General features: G+C 71.2%; 15 protein-coding genes, 3 pseudogenes and 1 riboswitch. Of the genes and pseudogenes, 3 read left to right on the top strand and 15 right to left on the bottom strand.

Annotated elements, in window-relative coordinates:
- Positions 1-4 precede the first annotated feature (4 nt).
- The 10 genes and pseudogenes from ACH5AF_RS21170 to ACH5AF_RS21215 form a co-directional block, all read right to left on the bottom strand.
- A pseudogene (locus ACH5AF_RS21170) lies at positions 5-352 on the bottom strand (hypothetical protein); the annotation flags it as partial.
- A gap of 138 nt (positions 353-490) precedes the next feature.
- A complete protein-coding gene (locus ACH5AF_RS21175) occupies positions 491-1567 on the bottom strand; it encodes an acyl-CoA dehydrogenase family protein (protein WP_398903161.1) in 1077 nt (358 codons plus the stop codon).
- On the bottom strand, positions 1564-2754 hold the full coding sequence (locus tag ACH5AF_RS21180) for an acyl-CoA dehydrogenase family protein (RefSeq protein ID WP_398903162.1): 1191 nt from the start codon (positions 2752-2754) through the stop codon (positions 1564-1566). Before ACH5AF_RS21180 ends, ACH5AF_RS21175 begins: the two co-directional genes overlap by 4 nt.
- On the bottom strand, positions 2751-3719 hold the full coding sequence (locus ACH5AF_RS21185; RefSeq protein ID WP_398903163.1) for an NADPH:quinone oxidoreductase family protein: 969 nt from the start codon (positions 3717-3719) through the stop codon (positions 2751-2753). The genes ACH5AF_RS21180 and ACH5AF_RS21185 overlap by 4 nt, the downstream gene beginning before the upstream one ends.
- Before the next feature lie 131 nt (positions 3720-3850).
- Positions 3851-4435, bottom strand: a complete 585-nt coding sequence (locus ACH5AF_RS21190) for a helix-turn-helix domain-containing protein (RefSeq protein WP_398903164.1) — start codon at positions 4433-4435, stop codon at positions 3851-3853.
- A gap of 73 nt (positions 4436-4508) precedes the next feature.
- Positions 4509-5883, bottom strand: a pseudogene (locus ACH5AF_RS21195) (beta-N-acetylglucosaminidase domain-containing protein); the annotation flags it as partial.
- 268 nt (positions 5884-6151) lie between these two features.
- Positions 6152-6901 carry a PIG-L deacetylase family protein gene (locus ACH5AF_RS21200; RefSeq protein WP_398903165.1) on the bottom strand — a complete coding sequence of 250 codons (750 nt, stop codon included), beginning with the start codon at positions 6899-6901 and terminating at the stop codon, positions 6152-6154.
- Positions 6902-6945: 44 nt separating this feature from the next.
- Positions 6946-7089 (bottom strand): annotated as a pseudogene (locus ACH5AF_RS21205) (alpha/beta hydrolase); the annotation flags it as partial.
- A 70-nt stretch (positions 7090-7159) separates the two neighbouring features.
- Complete coding sequence (locus ACH5AF_RS21210; RefSeq protein ID WP_398903166.1) at positions 7160-7366, bottom strand: hypothetical protein; 207 nt, start codon at positions 7364-7366, stop codon at positions 7160-7162.
- Positions 7342-8682, bottom strand: coding sequence for a cellulase family glycosylhydrolase (locus ACH5AF_RS21215; RefSeq protein WP_398903167.1), 1341 nt, complete (start codon positions 8680-8682; stop codon positions 7342-7344). The genes ACH5AF_RS21210 and ACH5AF_RS21215 overlap by 25 nt, the downstream gene beginning before the upstream one ends.
- A 444-nt stretch (positions 8683-9126) precedes the next feature.
- Here ACH5AF_RS21215 and ACH5AF_RS21220 point away from each other — a divergent pair, with 444 nt between their 5' ends.
- Positions 9127-10098: an acetylxylan esterase gene (locus ACH5AF_RS21220; RefSeq protein WP_398903168.1), complete on the top strand. Its 972-nt coding sequence runs from the start codon at positions 9127-9129 to the stop codon at positions 10096-10098.
- Between the two features lie 338 nt (positions 10099-10436).
- Here the strand turns inward: ACH5AF_RS21220 and ACH5AF_RS21225 are convergent, their stop codons facing one another.
- Complete coding sequence (locus tag ACH5AF_RS21225; protein ID WP_398903169.1) at positions 10437-11324, bottom strand: NAD(P)-dependent oxidoreductase; 888 nt, start codon at positions 11322-11324, stop codon at positions 10437-10439.
- 51 nt (positions 11325-11375) lie between these two features.
- Between ACH5AF_RS21225 and ACH5AF_RS21230 the strand changes: the two genes are divergently transcribed.
- A complete protein-coding gene (locus ACH5AF_RS21230) occupies positions 11376-11726 on the top strand; it encodes a winged helix-turn-helix transcriptional regulator (RefSeq protein ID WP_398903170.1) in 351 nt (116 codons plus the stop codon).
- Positions 11727-12609: 883 nt separating this feature from the next.
- Here ACH5AF_RS21230 and ACH5AF_RS21235 read toward each other — a convergent pair.
- The 3 genes from ACH5AF_RS21235 to ACH5AF_RS21245 form a co-directional block, all read right to left on the bottom strand.
- Positions 12610-13452 carry a hypothetical protein gene (locus ACH5AF_RS21235; protein WP_398903171.1) on the bottom strand — a complete coding sequence of 281 codons (843 nt, stop codon included), beginning with the start codon at positions 13450-13452 and terminating at the stop codon, positions 12610-12612.
- Between the two features lie 46 nt (positions 13453-13498).
- Positions 13499-13990, bottom strand: a complete 492-nt coding sequence (locus ACH5AF_RS21240; protein ID WP_398903172.1) for a metallophosphoesterase family protein — start codon at positions 13988-13990, stop codon at positions 13499-13501.
- Between the two features lie 128 nt (positions 13991-14118).
- Positions 14119-14904 (bottom strand): transglycosylase SLT domain-containing protein, encoded by a 786-nt coding sequence (locus ACH5AF_RS21245; RefSeq protein ID WP_398903173.1) that lies wholly within the window; start codon positions 14902-14904, stop codon positions 14119-14121.
- 4 nt (positions 14905-14908) lie between these two features.
- Positions 14909-15063, bottom strand: a riboswitch (cyclic di-AMP (ydaO/yuaA leader).
- Between the two features lie 460 nt (positions 15064-15523).
- Between ACH5AF_RS21245 and ACH5AF_RS21250 the strand changes: the two genes are divergently transcribed.
- Entirely contained in the window at positions 15524-16705 is a 1182-nt protein-coding gene (locus ACH5AF_RS21250) for a zinc-dependent alcohol dehydrogenase (protein ID WP_398903174.1), read from the top strand.
- A 50-nt stretch (positions 16706-16755) separates the two neighbouring features.
- Here the strand turns inward: ACH5AF_RS21250 and ACH5AF_RS21255 are convergent, their stop codons facing one another.
- A complete protein-coding gene (locus ACH5AF_RS21255; protein WP_398903175.1) occupies positions 16756-17535 on the bottom strand; it encodes an Fpg/Nei family DNA glycosylase in 780 nt (259 codons plus the stop codon).
- Positions 17536-17751 lie beyond the last annotated feature (216 nt).

The raw sequence follows: 17751 nt of genomic DNA on the forward strand, positions 1-17751 counted from the left end.
ACGGTCAAGGCCCAACCGGCAGGTGTATGGACCGAGTTGGCCCATACTTCCTCTCTCCGCCGCTTCGCACGCCTGCGGCGGGCATGGGTGATGACGCTCTGTCAGGCGATCTCGGACCAGCGGAGGCGCGGTCGCACCAGCGCTTCAGCGGGACGTGGTCGTGGCCGACGGCGAGGATGCCCGCGCCGTTGTCCCGCCGTCGTCGGCGGCGTGACCAGGGCCACGGTGGTGGATGGGTCCGGCATCGCGGTCATCTCGTCGCAGACCGGCTGGCGCGGGCGGAGCACCAGGGCGCGGGCGAGGCAGGGGCTTGCAACCGGCCGTCGCTGACCTCGTGGGGGCGGCGGCCGAGTCCTTGGCCGCTGCATCCGTCGCGCCGCCGCTGCCCCAGGTGGTGCAGGCCGCCGCGCCGAGGGTCGGCGCGGCGGCGAGCGCTGTGGCGGCCGCAGCCCGTACGGACCGGCCCGTCATGCCCGTGGCGCAGAGTGCGTCATGGGGCCTGGAGATCGACGAGCGCGGCCAGTGCCTCCTGGTGCCGGCCCGGCGTGCCGAGGGCGATCTCGTCTGCCTTGGCACGCTTGAGGTAGAGGTGCGCCGGGTGCTCCCAGGTCATGCCGATCCCGCCGTGCAGCTGTACGCACTCCTCGGCGGCGTGCACGGCGACCCGTGAGCAGTACGCCTGGGCTACGGCCACCGTGAGCGCGGCATCGGGGCTGCCGGTGGCCAGGGCGTCGGCCGCGGCGCGCGCGGCGGCCCGCGCCGAGACGACCTCCAGCCACAGCTGCGCCATGCGGTGCTTGAGCGCCTGGAACGACCCGAGGGGCCGGTTGAACTGATGACGCTCCCGGGTGTGGCGGACCGTCTCCTCCAGACACCATTCCGCGACGCCGAGTTGCTCGGAGGCGAGCAGTCCGGCCCCGGTGAGCAGCCCGCGCCGTACGGCGGCCTCACCCTCCGCGCGGTCCGCGATGCGCGTGCCCGCCGTGCCGGGGGTGACGGCGGCGAGCGGCCTGGTCAGGTCGAGCGCGGTCTGCGGCTCCACCGTGACATCAGAACGCTCCAGCAGGTACAGACCGTCCGCCCTGAGCACCAGGAACGCATCGGCCAGCACGGCGTCGGCGACGCCGGTGACCACTGGCGAGTCGACGGGCAGCGGGCCGTCCGCGGCGGCCGACAGCGGCAGGGCGGTCACGGCGGTGCGGCGGCCCGCGGCGAGGTCGCCGAGCAGCGCGGTGACGGCGTCGGTCTCCGTGCCGAGCGTCAGCAGCACCTCGGTCGCGACGACCGAACTCGTCAGGTACGGAGCGGGGGTGACGCTGCGGCCCAGCTCCTCCAGAACGACCGCGGCCTCGCGGTGGCCCGCGCCCTGGCCGCCCAGCTTCTCGGGCACGAGCAGCCCCGCGGCGCCGACCTCGGCCGCAAGGGCGGTCCACACGCCGGGGTCGTAGGGGCTGCCGCTCTCTGCGCGGCCGGCGACGAGTGCGGCAGGGTCGGCGCGGGTGGTGAGCAGCGAGCGGACGGCGGCCCGCAGATCGGTCTCGGCCTCGGAGTACAGCAGGTCCGTCATCGCGCGAGGTCCTTCCAGGCGATGTCCTTGTCGCTGCGCGGTTCGGCGGGCAGGCCGAGGACACGTTCGGCGACGATGTTCAGCAGCACCTCGGTGGTGCCGCCCTCGATCGAGTTGCCCTTGGAGCGCAGATAGCGGTAGCCGGCGTCACGGCCGGTGAAGTCGACGAAATCGGGGCGGCTCATGGTCCAGTCGTCGTACAACAGGCCCTCCTCGCCGAGGAGTTCGACGTCCAGGCCGCTGATCTCCTGGTTGAGGCGGGCGAAGGCGAGTTTCGTGCCGCTGCCCTCGGGGCCGGGCTGGCCCGCGGCGAGCTGCTGACGCAGGCGTTCGCCGGTGAGCCGGGCGACCTCGGCGTCGACCCACAGGGTCAGCAGCCGCTGGTGCAGGTCGTGGGTGCGCAGCTCCGGACGCTCGCGCCAGGTGCGGGCCACGGTGCCGATCATTCCGCCCTCGCGCGGCAGACGCATGCCACCGATGGACACCCGCTCGTTCATCAGCGTGGTCTGGGCGACCTTCCAGCCCTGGCCGACGTCGCCGAGCCGGTGTGCGTCGGGGATGCGCACCTCGGTGAGGAAGACCTCGTTGAACTCGGCCTCTCCCGTGATCTGGCGCAGCGGGCGCACCTCGACACCGGGGTCGGTCATGTCGCAGATGAAGTAGGTGATGCCCTGGTGCTTGGGCAGGTCCGGGTCGGTGCGGGCGATGAGGATGGCCCAGCGGGCGACATGGGCGCTGGAGGTCCACACCTTCTGCCCGGTGACCACCCACTCGTCGCCGTCGCGTACCGCGCGGGTGCCGAGTGCCGCGAGGTCGGAACCGGCGCCCGGCTCGCTGAACAGCTGGCACCACACCTCGTCGCCGACCCACAGGGGCCGCAGGAAGCGCCGCTTCGTCTCCTCGGAGCCGTAGGCGAGGATCGTCGGCGCCGCCATGCCGAGGCCGATGCCGATACGGCGGGGGTCGTTGTCGGGCGCTCCGGCGGCGGCGAGTTCGGCGTCGACGACGGCCTGCAAAGAGCGCGGCACGCCGAGGCCGCCGAGGCCCTCGGGGTAGTGCACCCAGGCGAGTCCGGCGTCGAAGCGGGCTTCGAGGAAGGCTCCGCGGTCGGTGGTGGCAGGCGGATGGGCGGCGAGGAACTTCTGGGTGAGGGCGCGCAGTCCGGCTGCGTCGGGTGACTTCTTCATCGGTTCACCCCTTCCGGGACGACGACGAGACGGCCGGTGGTCGTGCCGTCGGCGACGCGCTGGACGGCGCCTGCGGCGTCCTTGAAGGCGACGCGCTCGCTGACGAGCGGCTTGATCAGGCCCTTGGCGGCGTATTCGGTAAGCGTCCGGTGGCAGTCCGCGATGGAGGCGGGATCCTTCCGCGCGTACAGGCCCCAGTGCAGGCCCATGATCGAGTAGTTCTTGACCAGGGCGTGGTTGAGCGCGGGTGCCGGGATCTCGCCGCTCGCGAAGCCGACGATCACGATGCGGCCCTCGAAGGCCACGCACTTCGCGGACCTGGCGTAGGCGTCACCGCCGACGGGGTCGTAGATCACGTCGGCGCCCCGGCCGCCGGTCGCTTCCTTGACGGCGGCGACGATGTCCTCGGTGCGGCGGTCGATGACCACGTCGCAGCCCAGTTCCCGTGCGACGGCCGCCTTCTGCGGACCGCCCACGACGCCGATGACCGTGGCCCCGGCCGCCTTGCCGAGCTGCACGGCGGCGCTGCCGACTCCGCCGGCTGCGGCGTGGACGAGGAGTGTCTCGCCCTCCTTCAGGCCGGCCCGGCGGTGGAGTCCGAACCAGCCCGTCTGGTAGCCGATGTGCAGGGCTGCGGCCTCGGCGTCGTCGAGGGCGTCGGGCGCGGGGAGGAGCGCGGCCCGGTCGGCGACCGCGTACTCGGCGAAGCCGCCGTGCGGCAGGACCGGATTGGTGATCACCCGGCGGCCGTCCTCGGTCTCGCCGCAGATCTCCACGCCAGGAGTGAACGGCAGCGGCGGCTTGATCTGGTACTGGCCCCGGCACAACAGAGCGTCGGGGAAATTGATGTTCGCGGCTCGGACCCTGAGGAGGACCTGCCCTTCACCGGGCGAGGGCCGGTCCACCTCTTCGAGCCGCATCACCTCGCTCGGCTCACCGCTCCGGTGCACGTGCCATGCCTGCATGTCAGGGCCTCCCACAAGCCGTAAGGGCAATTCTGCGCTGCGGCGCATACTAAGCGGTCGCTTGCCTCCGCGGAAGGCCCCACCCGACCGGAAACCCAGATCGCCTCAATCGCGCCGCTACCATGATCGCCTCAATCGCCCCGCGGCCTGGCCCGTACATGCATCCGCTCCCCCTGGGGACCGAAGAGACTGAGGAACTCCACAGGCCTGTCGTCGGCCGCGCCGAACCAGTGCGGCACCCGGGTGTCGAACTCCGCCGCCTCCCCCGGGCCCAGCACCACGTCGTGGTCGCCGAGCAGCAGCCGGAGCCGGCCGGAGAGCACGTACAGCCACTCGTACCCCTCGTGGGTGCGCTGCTCGACAGGCTCCTCGGCCGGCTTGTACACCGCCTTGTACGCCTGGAGCCCGCCGGGCCGGCTGGTGAGCGGGTACATCGTCCGGTTGCCGCGGACGATGGGCTTCGAGCGCACCCTCGGATCGCCGACGGGCGGGGCGCCGACCAGTTCGTCGAGCGGGACCTGATGCGCGCGGGCGATGGGCAGCAGCAGTTCCAGGCTCGGCCTGCGCCCGCCCGACTCCAGCCGGGACAGGGTGCTCACCGAGATCCCGGTCGCCTCCGACAGGGCGCCGAGCGTGGCGCCGCGCTCCCGCCGGATCCTGCGGAGTCGGGGCCCCACCTCGTTGAGTACGGCGTCGAGCCGTGCGTCGTCGTCCATGCCTTCCATTGCAGGAACAGCAAGCCCGTTTGTCAATTCCGCCGATCATGCGGGGCGCGGGCAGGCACGTGCTCCGTGCGGTGGCGAGGAGGCCGGGCAGCCGCCCGCGCAGCTCCCATGCCTCTGCCGCGTCACCGTCCCCGGCTCTCTCCACGAGCCGCAGGGCGGTGCCTGCCGCTTCCGCCCACGCCGTCGTGGCGCCCAGCCAGGGACCGGCGTCGTCCACGAAGCCCTGCTCGGGCAGCCTGTCGCGCAGCACCGACGGCGCCGCGCGCAGCCCCTCCAGGGTCGCGGCGAGAGCGTCGGCGTCACCGTCCTGCCAGAACCGCTCGAATTCCGCGGCCAGTTCGGGTGCCTGCTGCACATTGAGCCGTGAGCCGTAGTTGACGTCCGCGAAGGCCCGCAGGGCGCGTTCGGAGCGCGCGTCGCCGCCCGCGTACCAGCGCAGCGCGGCCAGCCATGACGTACGCGGGTCGTAGGCCCCGTCGTTCCAGGTGTAGTCGGCGACCGTGAACAGCGCGATCTTCGACGCTGGATCACCGGATTGGCGGTGATGCCGGCGAGTTCGGCGGGCTGATGTCGTCCAGCGGTACGGCGAAGGTGCGCACGCCGATGTCCCAGATCGTCCGGAACTTGTCGATCAGGGCACGGGCGTCGGCCTCGGAGCTGTAGCAGACGGACAGGCCCGGCGAGAGGGCGTAGGTGAAGTCGACATGCCGCTGCTCCGCGGCGTCGGCGAGCTCCTCGATGCGCGCCAGCGCCGGGGCGGGGTAGGGCTCGCGCCACTTGTCACGCAGGCACGGGTCGTCCTTGGGCGAGTACACGTAGATGTTCATCTTGTGCTCGCCGTAGAAGTCGAGCTGGTCCAGCCGGGCCTCGTGCGACCAGGGCGTGCCGTAGAAACCCTCGATGACTCCGCGCAGGGGCGCGGCGGGCCAGTCGCGGACGAGCAGGCCGGCCACGTGGGCTCCGGGGCGGTCGCGGTGCGGCAGGACCTGGCGCAGGGTCTGGGCGGCGTAGTAGGTGCCCGGATCGTCCTTGCCGACGAGGACGATCCGGTCTCGGCCGATGCCGAGGACGTAGCCCTCGGCGGGGAGTTCGTCGGGGCCCTGCGCTCCCAGGGCGCCGAGGACCTCGGCGGAGCGGACGTGAACGGCCAGCCGGTCGTCCACGGCATGGCCGGCGCGCACGATCTGCCGGGCGCCCGCGTCGCGCAGGGCACGCTCGATGACGTCCAACGTGCGGCGGTCGGCGTCCTCGTCGGCGATCAGGGTGACGGTCGAGGTGATGGTGACCCGGTCGTCGAGGGACCGGACGGACTGCGGTGTCGGGGTGATGGCCGGGACCCGGCGCTCGGGGTGGTCCTGAATGGCGGCCTCACCGACGGACGGCGTACACGCGAGCGCGAATGACGCGACGAAATCGGCTATTCGTAGGCGAAGCGTCACATTTCCTCCATGGGCCGCTGGGGTCGCACAAGGAAGTCACGCATCACATCACGTGCCATCGATCTGCCCGGACAGGAGCTGTGTCAATCCGGACCGCCACCGCCCCGGCCGCTGCGCGGCAGTGGGACGACACCGCGCGGACCCACGCCGTCGCGCACCGCAGCGGTTCACCGGACGTATTCGGCCCCCGCGCGTCGCTTCGCGCCGCGACAGCATGAAGCCCCGGACTCGGCAAGCGAGCCCGGGGCCCTGTACAGCGCGGTTCCCTTCAGCGTCGCGGGAACACCTCGAACGTGACCGCCGGACGGCCGCCGAAGCGCGGTGCGGCAGCCTCGGCCATACCGGTGAGGAAGGTGCGGCAGTACTCCTCCGGATCCTTGTCCGTCAGGCCCTCGATGTACATGCGGTGCTCAAGCAGCGAGCGCACGGACCTCTCCAGGCCCGGCCGTGCGTCGACCGCGTGGGTGGGCGTGGTCGACCCCGCCACCGCCACCCAGCGGACGCCGTCCCACGGTTCGAGCCCCTGCTCGGAGATCAGCTCGGGGAAGATCCACCGGTTGCCGGCGTCACCGGCGGCGTCCAGCGTCGCCCGCCCCACGGCGCGGTGGTCGGGGGTGTTCCAGAACGTGCCGCCCCAGGTGTCACGGTGGTTCAGGGTGATGACCAGCTCGGGCCGGTGGCGGCGGACAGCGGCCGCGATGTCACGCCGCAGCCTCGTCCCGTACTCGACGACCCCGTCCCGGTGGTCGAGGAACTCCACCGTGGGGACGCCCACCACCGCGGCGCTGGCGCGCTGCTCCTGTTCGCGCAGCGGCGCGCACTCGGCCGGGTCGATGGAGTCGATGCCCGCCTCGCCGCGGGTGGCGAGGAGGTAGACGACCTCTCGTCCCGCGTCGGTCCACGCGGCGATGGCGGCGGCGCAGCCGTATTCGAGGTCGTCGGGGTGGGCGACGACGGCCAGCGCGCGCTGCCAGTCGCCGGGCATCTCCTCGAGCTGTTGGGTCACTTGTTCCGTCATGGCCGCAGGATAAGGCCCGTACCTGCACCGGGACGGACGGATCGTCAGACCTCGTCACGCGCCAGGGCCGGCAGCCGGTCGAGTACCCAGGGCCCGCTCGCGCGGACCCCGTCGCGCTCGTACTCGTCGGTGACCCAGGTGCGCAGCCCGCGGATGGTGCGGGCGGTGGACAGCGAGTCGGCGGTGTCGTCGTCCCTGCACGTCCCCGTCCGCCCAGTGGATCACAAGGGCGGACGGGGACAGGACCTGGGACGGGGGTCAGCCGGTGGGGAAGTTGTCCGGGGTCCTGATCCGGTCACGGATCCAGACGCCGGCGGGCTTCAGCGATGTCGTGCCGGTCCAGGGACCGTTGTTGTCGCAGGTGCCGGTCTTGAACACGGCTCCGGACCGGTGGTCGTCGGAGTAGTTCCAGTTCACCCAGCTGATCTTCTTGCTCGCCATCAGATCGAGGTAGCGCTGGGACATGACGAAGTCGTCGGCGCCTTCTCCCGCGTAGTCCTGGGTGCCGAACTCAGTGACGAAATGGGCAGTTTGTCGGCGGCCCGGGAGAGGGTGCTCAGGTACTCGTCCCGGTGCGAGGCCGCGTAGAAGTGGAAGGTGTACATGATGTTGGCGGCCCTGACCGGGTTGTTGACGATCTCGCTCTCGTCGGAGCCGTCCGACACCCCGAGGGAGGACCAGGCGCGCGTGCCGACGAGGATCGGGGTGTCCGGGTCGTTCTGCCGGATGACCGGAATCAGCTGCTCGGCGTAGCTCTTGATCGACGACCAGCTCACGCCATTGGGTTCGTTGGCGATCTCGAACAGCAGGTTGTTCTTGCTGCGGTGGCGCTGGGCGATCTCGGTGAAGAACGTCTTGGCACGGGCGAGGTTGTGGTTCGGGTCGCCCGGGCTGAGCATGTGCCAGTCGACGATCGCGTACAGGCCACGGGCGGTGGCCTGCTCGATGATCGAGTGCACCTTGTCGGTGAAGCGGCGCGGGTCGGTCTCGTAGCCGCCCTCCTGGATGTACATGGAGATGCGCAGGACGTCGGCGTTCCAGTCGGTGGACAGCGCGTTGAGCGAGCCTGTGGTGACGCACTGGCTGTACCACTGCAGGCCGTGGGTGCTCATGCCGCGCAGCTGGACGGGCCTTCCGTACTGGTTGCAGAGCCTGGTGCCGCAGACCTTCAGGGGGCCGTTGACGGCGACAGGTGTGCCGGCGGCGGTCGGGGCGGCGTCGACGGCGAGGTGGTCGACGTTGGGCCCGCCGTTGGCGGTGGTGGCGGTGGCCCTGATGGTGTTGGTACCGGCCTTGAGGTCGGCGGTGACGGTGGCCGTCGACCAGGAACTCCAGGAGCCGGTTCCGCCGAAGGCACGTTCGTCGGCGGCGAGGGCGCCGTTGACGAGGATGTCCATGGGACGGTTGGTGGTGGTGCCGTTGGCGAAGCGCAGGGTCAGGGTGGCCCGGCCCGCCTGTGCGGCGTTCACCGACCACTGGACGTAACTTCCCTCCATGTTCTCGTAGTTCACGAATCCGGTGCCGGTGTAGCCGGCGTGGTCGGATTCGACGAGAGCGCGCGAGACGGCCGCGTTCTCGGCCTCGTGGGTGACGGCCGCGTTCTCGGCCTCGTGGGTGACGGCCGCGTTCTCGGCCTCGTGGGTGACGGCCGCCGCGGGTGCGAGCGGCTCGGGGACAGGAGCGGCGGGTGCCGTGGGTGCGGCGGTGAGGGCGAGCGTCAGGGCGGTGCCGATCAGGCCGAGGGCGGTCAGCGGGCGTTTCCAGAGCCGTGCCGGTCTCATGGGGTCTCCGTTGGCTGGGCGGATGTGCCGGCAGAACCGATGGCATCGGAGCTTGACTGGAAGGAAACTTTCCTAACCAGAGGAATAGCAGGGGTGGCGGACCCTCGGCAAGGGCCCCTGAGCGGGAAGTCGGGCGCCGTGGACGGTGACCGCGCGAGTGCCGCGCTCCGGACAGTCCGGCCCGTGTGGACCCGTGTCCGGGCAGCTTCGGGACGCCACGAGCCCTCGGCCGTCGAGCACCGCCACCCATCCGGCGCAGTGCTGGTGCATCCCGCTGAACGGCCTGCTTCAGCGACGCGCCGGCCGCTCACCTGCCTCGTCGATCACGTACGGGACCCTGTTCGCGCGGCGCACCGGCGGTCGCGGCGTGCGTGCCGCCGTCTTGTCAGCGATGGCTTGACGTGCTGATCTGCTGCCCCGGCTCCCGTACCGAAGGCGGTTCCCATGGCCCTGTTCGATCTCCCTCTGGAGGAGCTGCACAGGTATCGCAGCTCCTCCGCCGAGCCGGCGGACTTCGACACGTTCTGGACGAAGACGCTGAAAGAGGCCCGCGCCCATGATCTCAGCGCACGTTTCGACCGCGTCGAGACCCCTCTGACCTCCGTGGAGGTCCATGACGTGACGTTCGCCGGCTTCGGCGGCCACCCGGTGAAGGGGTGGCTGGTACTGCCGGCCGGCACATCCGAACCGGTGCCGCTGGTCGTTGAGTTCCTCAGTTACGGCGGCGGGCGCGGACTGCCGCACACTCATCTGCTGTGGGCGTCGGCGGGATTCGCGCACTTCGTCATGGACACCCGCGGTCAGGGCAGCGGCTGGGCGCACGGCAGCACGGCGGATCCGGTGGGCAGCGCCCCCGCCCACCCCGGCTTCCTCACCAGGGGCATCGGTGATCCCCATGAGTTCTACTACCGGCGGGTGTTCACCGACGCCGTACGCGCCGTGGAGGCGGCGCGCACGCATCCGCTGACGGACGCGGCCAGGACGGCGGCCGTCGGCGCGAGCCAGGGCGGCGGGATCGCGCTGGCCGTGGGCGGCCTGATGCCGGACCTCGCCGCCGTCGCCCCGGACGTTCCGTTCCTGTGCGACTTCCCGCGCGCCACGACGCTCACCGACCGCGACCCCTACCGGGAGGTGGGCAACTACCTGCGCACCCACCGCGGCCGCAGCGAGCAGGCGGCGCGCACGCTCGCGTACTTCGACGGGGTCCACTTCGCGGCGCGTGGCCGGACTCCCGCCCTCTTCTCGGCGGCGCTGGAGGACCAGACGTGTCCGCCGTCCACGGTGTTCGCCGCCTTCAACGCCTACGCCCACGAGGAGAAGCACATCGAGGTCTACGACTTCAACGACCACGAGGGGGGCGGCCCGTTCCAGGAGGCCGCCCAACTGGCCTGGCTCCCCGGTGTGCTGACGCGGTGACGGACGGGGGCCGTGGGACGGACGGGGGCCGTGGGACGGACGGGGGCCGTGGGACGGACGGGGGCCGCGGGACGGCCGTCGCCCTGACCAGGCCGGCAGCCGGTCCTGTCCTGCGCGACAGAAAACGCTTTCCCCGTCGCACCGAGGAGCTGACATGCAGCCGCCCGGAACCGCGGCCGCGTACGACGGTCTCCCCGGCGGTGGCTGGGTTTCCCAGCCGAGCGTCTTGCGTGGGCGGCTGTCGAGTTCGGCGGCGACGGCGTCCCAGTCCTCGCGGGTGTGCCTGGGCAGGGTCGGTGCGCTGCCGCCGTGGCTGCGGCTCCCGGCCCGCCGTCTCCTCAGCGGCGGCCCAGCACCTCGGCGATGCGGATGAACCCGTCCGTGCCGTGGCCCAGGCCGATGACGCGGCGGGCCATGCCCTCTGCCGCGCGCATCACGCCCGCGTCGATGCCATGCCCCTCGGAGGTATGCACGATGTGGGCCATGGACGAGGCCGCCGAGGTGATCGGGTTGCCCTCGCCGGAGAAATCGCCGTCGGCCACACCCTCAGCGAGTTGCTCGAAGAGTGGCGGCAGGATCGCGCCTATGCCCTTGGCGAACGGGGCCAGCTCCCGCGCGGTGACACCCTCCGCCCAGGCCACCGCCAGGGCGTGGGCATAGCCCGCCATGGCGGTCCAGAAGATGTCCAGCAGCGCGATGTCGTACGCCGCCGCCCGGCCGATCTCCTCGCCGAGATGGGTGTGGGTGCCGCCCAGTGTCTCAAGGGTGGGAAGGTGCTCGCGGTAGAGCTCCTCGGGGCCGCTGTGGACGAGGACCGCGGCGGGCGTTCCGATGGTCGTGGTCGGTGTCATGATGGCGCCGTCCAGGTACTGGATGCCGTGCCCCGCTGCCCAGGCCGCCGTGTCGCGGGCCCGGGCCGGAGTGTCGGCGGTCAGGTTCACCACCGTACGGTCCTTGAGCGCGTCGGTGACCGCCTCGCGCCGCAGAACGGCGTCCACAGCGTCGTAGTTCACCACGCAGACAACGGTCAGCCCGCTCGCGGCGACCGCCTCCTCGGCGGATCGGACGCCGACCGCGCCTCGCTCGACCAGGTCGCGGTCCCTGCTCGGCGTCCGGTTCCAGACGGTCGTCCGTAGGCCGGCGTCCAGGAACGCTCCGGCCAGGGCTCGGCCCATCGGCCCGAGACCGAGCACGGTGACGGCAGACTGTTCAGTGCGTGAAGACACGATTATCAACCTCTTTAGAAATACCGGAAGAAAGCAATGAAGGGGGCCCATATGACGCGCAGTCGTACCCGGGACATGAACGTCTGCGGAGTGACCGCCGCGATTGCCGTGATCGACGGCAAGTGGAAGACCGTTCTGCTGTGGCTGTTGGAATCCGGCCCGTGGCGCCCCGGGGAGCTGCGACGCCGGCTGCCGGGCCTCAGCGAGAAGGTGCTGACTCAGGCGCTCCGCGAGATGGAGACGGACGGACTGGTGCACCGGGAGGTGCATGACGAGCTGCCGCTGAAGACGGTGTACTCCCTCACCCCGTTCGGCCGCGAGCTCTCGGAGGCCCTGGGGCCCGTCTCCGACTGGGGCCACCGTCGTCTGGAGAAGCTCGCCCAGGCACAGTCGGCCTCCTGACGCATGGTCACCCCCGTCTCACGTGGATCCGGCGTCCCTTCGGCCGCCGTGTGACCAGGTTCCCCTCTGCCTCCATGCGTCGACAAGTACCCACAAAAAGGTGGGTACGGAGGGCGGTGGCCTCTTGATGCCGGTGCGCTCGCGGGTGTCTCGTGGCGTGGGGGTGGGTCGGCCTGGGGCCGACAGGTGGCGGGGAACTTCGTCGTCGGACGCAACGGCGAACACCGAACGCGCCGCTCACCCGCCCGGCCCTCGGCGGGGGTCCACCGTCGGGGGGCTGTCGAGCAGGGCTGCCAGCCGGAGCATGGGGCGGCCAGGCCCGCCAGGCGGATCCGGTTGCTCGTTCGATGGACAGTGACCAGGTGGCGGCCAGGGTGGCGGTCTGGTCGTCGGGGAGGGTCCCGGGTTGCGGCAACAGGTCGGCCAGCAGCCTTCGGTAGGAGGCACAGGTCAGGTCCGCGGCGATGATGTAGCGCGGCCAGGGCGAGGGGCAGGTGTCCCAGGTCGGCGACAAGGCTGTTGAGCTGGTCGGTTGGCTCGTGGCGGTCGCGGGCTGTGAGTACGCCCGTGAGGTAGGCGGCGGCTTCCTGGGGGTGAACGAGCCCACGGTCACCCGGCGTCGGCCTGCTCCGGTCAGGCGGTTCTCACCGGCAACCCGATGTCTACGAGGTTCGCTGATCGGGCACTCGGCGACGGCGTGCGAGGGCGACTGACGAGCGCGGACAGGAACGTCAGTCGCAGGTGCTGGACCACCGCGTCGGTGACGATCTCGCACCCGGCCCTGAGCGGCCGGGGGCGCTCGGGCCCGTTCCTACGGGGCGGGGGTGCCCGGCGCTCGGGCGCGTCCCTACGGGGCGGGGGTGGCCGGCGCTCGGGCGCGTCCCTACGGGGCGGGGGTGGCCGGGGTCGCGAGGAAGCGGTGCAGTGAGGACTTCATGGCCGCGACGAACGCCTCCCGGGTCGTGTCGCCGACCAGGTCCAGGGACAGGTAGGGGTTGAGGTCCTCCAACTCGACGAGCAGCAGTGCGCCGTCGCGGGTACGGCAGGCGTCGACGCGCTGGATCCCGTGGTCGACCGTGTTCCAGGCGATGAAGCGCCGGGCGAAGTCGAGGTCGTCCCCGGTGGGCTCGTACGGCTCAAGGTCCCAGCGGCGGGCGGGGTCGGGGGCGTGCAGGGCGTACTGGAAGGTGTCGTCGACGAAGTAGAAGGAGACCTCGTAGCGGAAGTCGACGCGCGGCTGGATCAGGACGTCGCCGCGGGCGAGGTCGGGGAGCATGCCGGGGCGCACGAAGCGTAGCCCTATGGAGTCCGCGCCGGTCTTGGGCTTGACGGCGTACTCGTCGGCGGCGGGCAGCAGCCCGAGGTCGTCGAGCCGGTCGACGGTGGGGATGACCGGGTATCCGGCCCTGGTGAGGTCCAGCAGGTACTGCTTGCCGGCCATGTCCCCGCGGGCGCTCAGCGGGTTGTAGACCCGGGTGCCGCGCTGCACGGCCCGGTCGCGGAAGGCGTCGTACGCGTCCTGGTAGTGCAGTACGGGACCGCTGTTGCGGACCACGACACCGTCGAAGTCGTCCATCAGCGCGGCTGCGTCCGCCGGGTGGGCGAGTGCGAGGGTGAAGTCCTGGCGCAGCCGGGAGGACAGGAAGATGTCCTCGTCGCAGTACCGTCGGCCCTTGGCCCGGTAGGCGAGGTCGGTGACGAACAGGAGGCGGGGCCTGGCGGACACGGGCGGGCTCCTCGGATCGGTTGACCGTAAAACTACCCGGTTCCGTTCACAGGCGGTGCAGCCGGACCTCGGTGAGCGCACCGTCCGCCACCTGGGCGGTCATGTACGTGTGGTGGGGCTGGCGCCTGCGGTCGGTCGGGGAACCGGGGTTGAGGAGCCGCAGGCCGCCGGGGGCCGTGGTGTCCCACGGGATGTGGCTGTGGCCGAAGACGAGCACGTCGAGGTCGGGAAAGCGGTCGGCGCACCGCTGTTCCCGTCCGCGGGCCGGGCCGGTCTCGTGCACGACGCCGAACCGGAGGCCGCTGAGCTCCGCCCGGGCCACTTCCGGCAGCCGGGCGCGCAGTTCGGCGCCGTCGTTGTTGCCGTACACGGCGAGGAGGCGGGCGGAACGGGCCTCGAGCAGGTCGAGGGTCGCGGTGTCGACCCAGTCGCCGGCGTGGACGACCACATCGGCCTCCTGGACACGGGCCATCACCTCGTCGGGCAGCCGGCGGGCGCGGCGGGGCACATGAGTGTCGGAGATCAGCAGCAGTCGCATGCCCCTACCTTCCGCCTTCCGGCACCGGGCGGGCACACGGCCGCGCCGGACGCCGCGCTGACGTGATGTCAGAACAGGAGCCCGGCGCGATTCCATCTGCAATCGAAGCCGCGAATACGGGGCTACGGTCAGTACGGACCGTTCACGTTGTCGATGGAGCCGTACCTGGCGGCGGCGTAGTTGCACGCGGCGGTGATGTTCGCGACCGGGTCATAGCTGTCCATCGACGTGCCGGGCACGTGGTAGGCCCGGAACGTGGGGTCGATCACCTGGAGAAGACCCTTGGAAGGCGTACCGTTCACCGCGTTGATGTCCCAGTTGTTGATCGCCAGCGGATTTCCGGAGGACTCACGCATGATGTTCCGGTGGATTCCCTCGTAGGTGCCGGGAATTCCGTGCTTGGCCATGATGTCGAGCGATTCCTTGATCCAGCCGTCGAGATCGTCGGAATACGTCTTGGCCTTGGCGGGCTTCGCGGCCGGGGCCTTCTTCGCCACCGGGGCGGTGCGGGCCGCGGTGCGGTCGGCGCGGGCGGTGTCGGTGGCGCGGTCCAAGGGCTTGGCCTTGGCGCCGATGCTGAGCTTCAGACCGGGGCGGATCAGCGACGGGTCAGCGCCTATGTTCCGGCGGTTGTCGTTGTAGAGCTTCTTCCAGCCGCCACTGAGGGAGTGCTCCTGGGCGATCTTCGCCAGCGAGTCACCCGCGACGACCGTGTACGTCGTGGGGGCCTTCTTCGCCGCGGCGGATGCCGTGACGACGGCCTTCGCGGTCGCGGACTGGGCCGGTTGCGCGGCACCGGCGGTGGTCGCGCCGATCACCGGCAGGGCGAACGCTGCACCGCCCATGCCCGCGGCGACGAGGCCGCGGGTGAGCCGGCTGGACTTGTGACGGCGGTGCTTACCCTTTGCAGGCATGACGCATTCCTCTCCGTCGCCTGCGAGGTGAGCTGTCGGGTTCGGGCTGGAGATGCCCGGTCGCATGGTCGGTGCGACTTCACCCCGAGCCGTTCCGGATTCCGGATCGGCGGCTTACCTGGGTCCCCCGCTCCTGCCGAACGAGTGCGTGTGGTCGGATTCCGGATGGCGGCAGGACTCGGCGGTCCATCCGGATTGCGGTGACCGTAAGGGAGAGCGACCGGAAGGAACAAGCCATGAATTCACAACCGCAATGCCAAGGCGGAAAAACAGTACGTAAATGACCTTCCTGATTTCCTGTCGAGAACTCAACTCGCGTTCCCCACAAGGAAGCTGCGCAGTCAGCCGCCGACCCCGCGGCCGCGTCGCGTGACCGACATCACGGAAGCGAGAACAAAAAGCAAAGAGCCACCCTAGTCACCTCTAAACGGACATTAGGGCAATAAAAAGGGAGGTGCCCGTACGGAAAATTCCGACACTTCACCGTTCGGGAATAGTCCGATTTATTCCGTATGTAATGACCTCGCCCGATTCGGGTACTCGCTCGTGGTGTTCGGGTGCGCGGCTGCGCCCGTACGGCGGCCGCCGGCCGCCCACCGACATCACGTGGGAGGACACGATGCGCGCGCTGACATGGCAGGGCCGGAGGGACGTCCGGATCGAGACGGTCCCCGATCCCCGCATCAAGGAGCCGACGGATGTCATCGTCCGGGTGACCTCGACCGGCATCTGCGGTTCGGATCTGCACCTGTACGAAATCCTCGGCCCCTACCTCGACCCGGGCGACATCCTCGGCCACGAGCCCATGGGCATCATCGAGGAGACCGGCCCCGAGGTGCGAAGCCTCTCGGCCGGTGACCGCGTCGTCGTCCCGTTCAACGTCTCGTGCGGCGAGTGCTTCATGTGCGCCCAAGGACTCCACTCGCAGTGCGAGACGACCCAGGTGCGCGACCGCGGCACGGGCGCGTCGCTGTTCGGCTACACAAAGCTGTACGGGCAGGTGCCCGGCGGGCAGGCCGAGTACCTGCGGGTGCCCTTCGGCGACAAGCTGCCGGTCAAGGTGCCCGAAGGACCGCCCGACGAGCGCTTCGTCTACCTGTCGGACGTGCTGCCGACCGCGTGGCAGGCCGTGGAGTACGCCGGCGTCCCGTCCGGCGGGTCATTGACCGTCCTCGGCCTCGGGCCGATCGGCGACATGGCGTGCCGCGTGGCGCTCCACCGCGGTGCCGGACTCGTCATCGGTGTCGACCTCGTCCCCGAGCGCCTCGACCGGGCCGAGGAACGGGGCGTGAAGGCACTCGACCTGCGCGAGCACGACGACGTCGCCGACGCGGTCCGCGAGCTCACCGACGGCCGGGGCTCGGACGCGGTCATCGATGCCGTGGGCATGGAGGCCCACGGCGCACCGGTCGCCAAGGCGGGCCAGTGGGCGACGGGCCTGCTGCCCGGACGGGTGGCCCGCCGGGTCATGGAGCACGTCGGGGTGGACCGGCTGCAGGCGTTCTACACGGCCATCGACGCGGTGCGGCGCGGCGGCACGATCTCGCTGGCCGGGGTCTACGGGGGCATGGCGGATCCCGTGCCGATGCTCACCCTCTTCGACAAGCAGATCCAGCTCCGCATGGGCCAGGCCAATGTCCACCGCTGGGTGGACGACATCCTTCCGGTGCTGACGGACGCCGATCCGCTCGGTGTCGAGGGCTTCGCGACCCACATAATGCGGCTGGAGAAGGGCCCCGAGGCGTACGCGATGTTCCAGGCGAAGGCCGACGGCATGGTCAAGACCCTCCTGAAGCCGTAGCCGACCCTGCTCGGTGCCGTGTTCTGCGCCCTGCCTCTGTGCCCTGGCCCTCAGTCCTGGCAGTCGGGGCACCACATCGAGCGGCGGCCGCCGGTGCGGTCCGAGCGCAGTGACCCGCCGCAGCGCGGGCACAGCGGGTCGGGGTCGTCCCGGTGTCCGGTGAGCCAGGTCCGACGGGGCGGTACGCGCGCGGTCGGTACGGCCGACCGCAGGACCCGGCCCATCGCCGCGTGGATCCGGCGCAGCTCGGCCTCGTCCAGGTCGCGCGCGGGCCGGGAGGGCGCCACCCGGGCGCGCCAGAGGATCTCGTCACTGAGGAGGTTGCCCAGGCCGGCGAGCACCGACTGGTCCATCAGCACGTTCTTGACGGCGCCCCGTCGGCCTGCGACGCGCTCCAGGAAGGTGTCCCGGGACAGACCGAGCGCGTCCGGGCCCAGATCGCCGAGGATGTGGCCGACGGCCTCGTCGCTCCCGGCGAGGTGGACGCCCTGGAGCTTGCGCTGATCGCGGTAGTGCAGCCGGCGGTCGTCGTCGAGGACGAGCACGAGCCGGTCGTGCTCCGCCACGGCGTCGTCGGGCGAGGCGCACAGGAGCAGCCCCGTCATCCCGAAGTGCCACACGACGGTGGGCCCGTCGGTGGGCGCCACGAGCCACTTGCCGTGCCGCCGGGGCTCGCCGAGTCGCCGCCCCACCAGTTCCCTGTGCAGCCGCCGCACGGTCACTCCGCGCAGCACACCGGCGTCGCGGACGTCGATCCCCGTGATACGTCGACCGGTGCCGCAGGAACGCAGCACCTCTCGGAACCCTTCGACATCCGGCAGCTCGGGCATGTCCTCCTCCGTCGACGTCCGTCGCCCGTCCCGGCCACGTCGCGGCACACGGCGCGGACCCCGGCCGGGTACCCCGTGTCCGCGGGTGAACCCCCGTGGGGGGGGCCCCCCGCCGGGGGGGGCCCCCCCCCGGGGGGGGGCCGCGGGGGGGGGGGGGGGGGCCCCGGGGGGGGGGGGGGGGGGGGGGGCCACAAAAGGGGCAGGAAGCGCCACCCC

It is taken from the genome of Streptomyces sp. NPDC018833, from assembly GCF_044390825.1.
GTDB lineage: Bacteria > Actinomycetota > Actinomycetes > Streptomycetales > Streptomycetaceae > Streptomyces.

Coding starts and splice junctions, on each gene's coding strand:
- ACH5AF_RS21175 (WP_398903161.1), bottom strand. CDS start 1,567: ATGACGGACCTGCTGTACTCCGAGGCCGAGACCGATCTGCGGGCCGCC.
- ACH5AF_RS21180 (WP_398903162.1), bottom strand. CDS start 2,754: ATGAAGAAGTCACCCGACGCAGCCGGACTGCGCGCCCTCACCCAGAAG.
- ACH5AF_RS21185 (WP_398903163.1), bottom strand. CDS start 3,719: ATGCAGGCATGGCACGTGCACCGGAGCGGTGAGCCGAGCGAGGTGATG.
- ACH5AF_RS21190 (WP_398903164.1), bottom strand. CDS start 4,435: ATGGACGACGACGCACGGCTCGACGCCGTACTCAACGAGGTGGGGCCC.
- ACH5AF_RS21200 (WP_398903165.1), bottom strand. CDS start 6,901: ATGACGGAACAAGTGACCCAACAGCTCGAGGAGATGCCCGGCGACTGG.
- ACH5AF_RS21210 (WP_398903166.1), bottom strand. CDS start 7,366: ATGTCCCAGCGCTACCTCGATCTGATGGCGAGCAAGAAGATCAGCTGG.
- ACH5AF_RS21215 (WP_398903167.1), bottom strand. CDS start 8,682: ATGAGACCGGCACGGCTCTGGAAACGCCCGCTGACCGCCCTCGGCCTG.
- ACH5AF_RS21220 (WP_398903168.1), top strand. CDS start 9,127: ATGGCCCTGTTCGATCTCCCTCTGGAGGAGCTGCACAGGTATCGCAGC.
- ACH5AF_RS21230 (WP_398903170.1), top strand. CDS start 11,376: ATGACGCGCAGTCGTACCCGGGACATGAACGTCTGCGGAGTGACCGCC.
- ACH5AF_RS21240 (WP_398903172.1), bottom strand. CDS start 13,990: ATGCGACTGCTGCTGATCTCCGACACTCATGTGCCCCGCCGCGCCCGC.
- ACH5AF_RS21245 (WP_398903173.1), bottom strand. CDS start 14,904: ATGCCTGCAAAGGGTAAGCACCGCCGTCACAAGTCCAGCCGGCTCACC.
- ACH5AF_RS21250 (WP_398903174.1), top strand. CDS start 15,524: ATGCGCGCGCTGACATGGCAGGGCCGGAGGGACGTCCGGATCGAGACG.
- ACH5AF_RS21255 (WP_398903175.1), bottom strand. CDS start 17,535: ATGCCCGAGCTGCCGGATGTCGAAGGGTTCCGAGAGGTGCTGCGTTCC.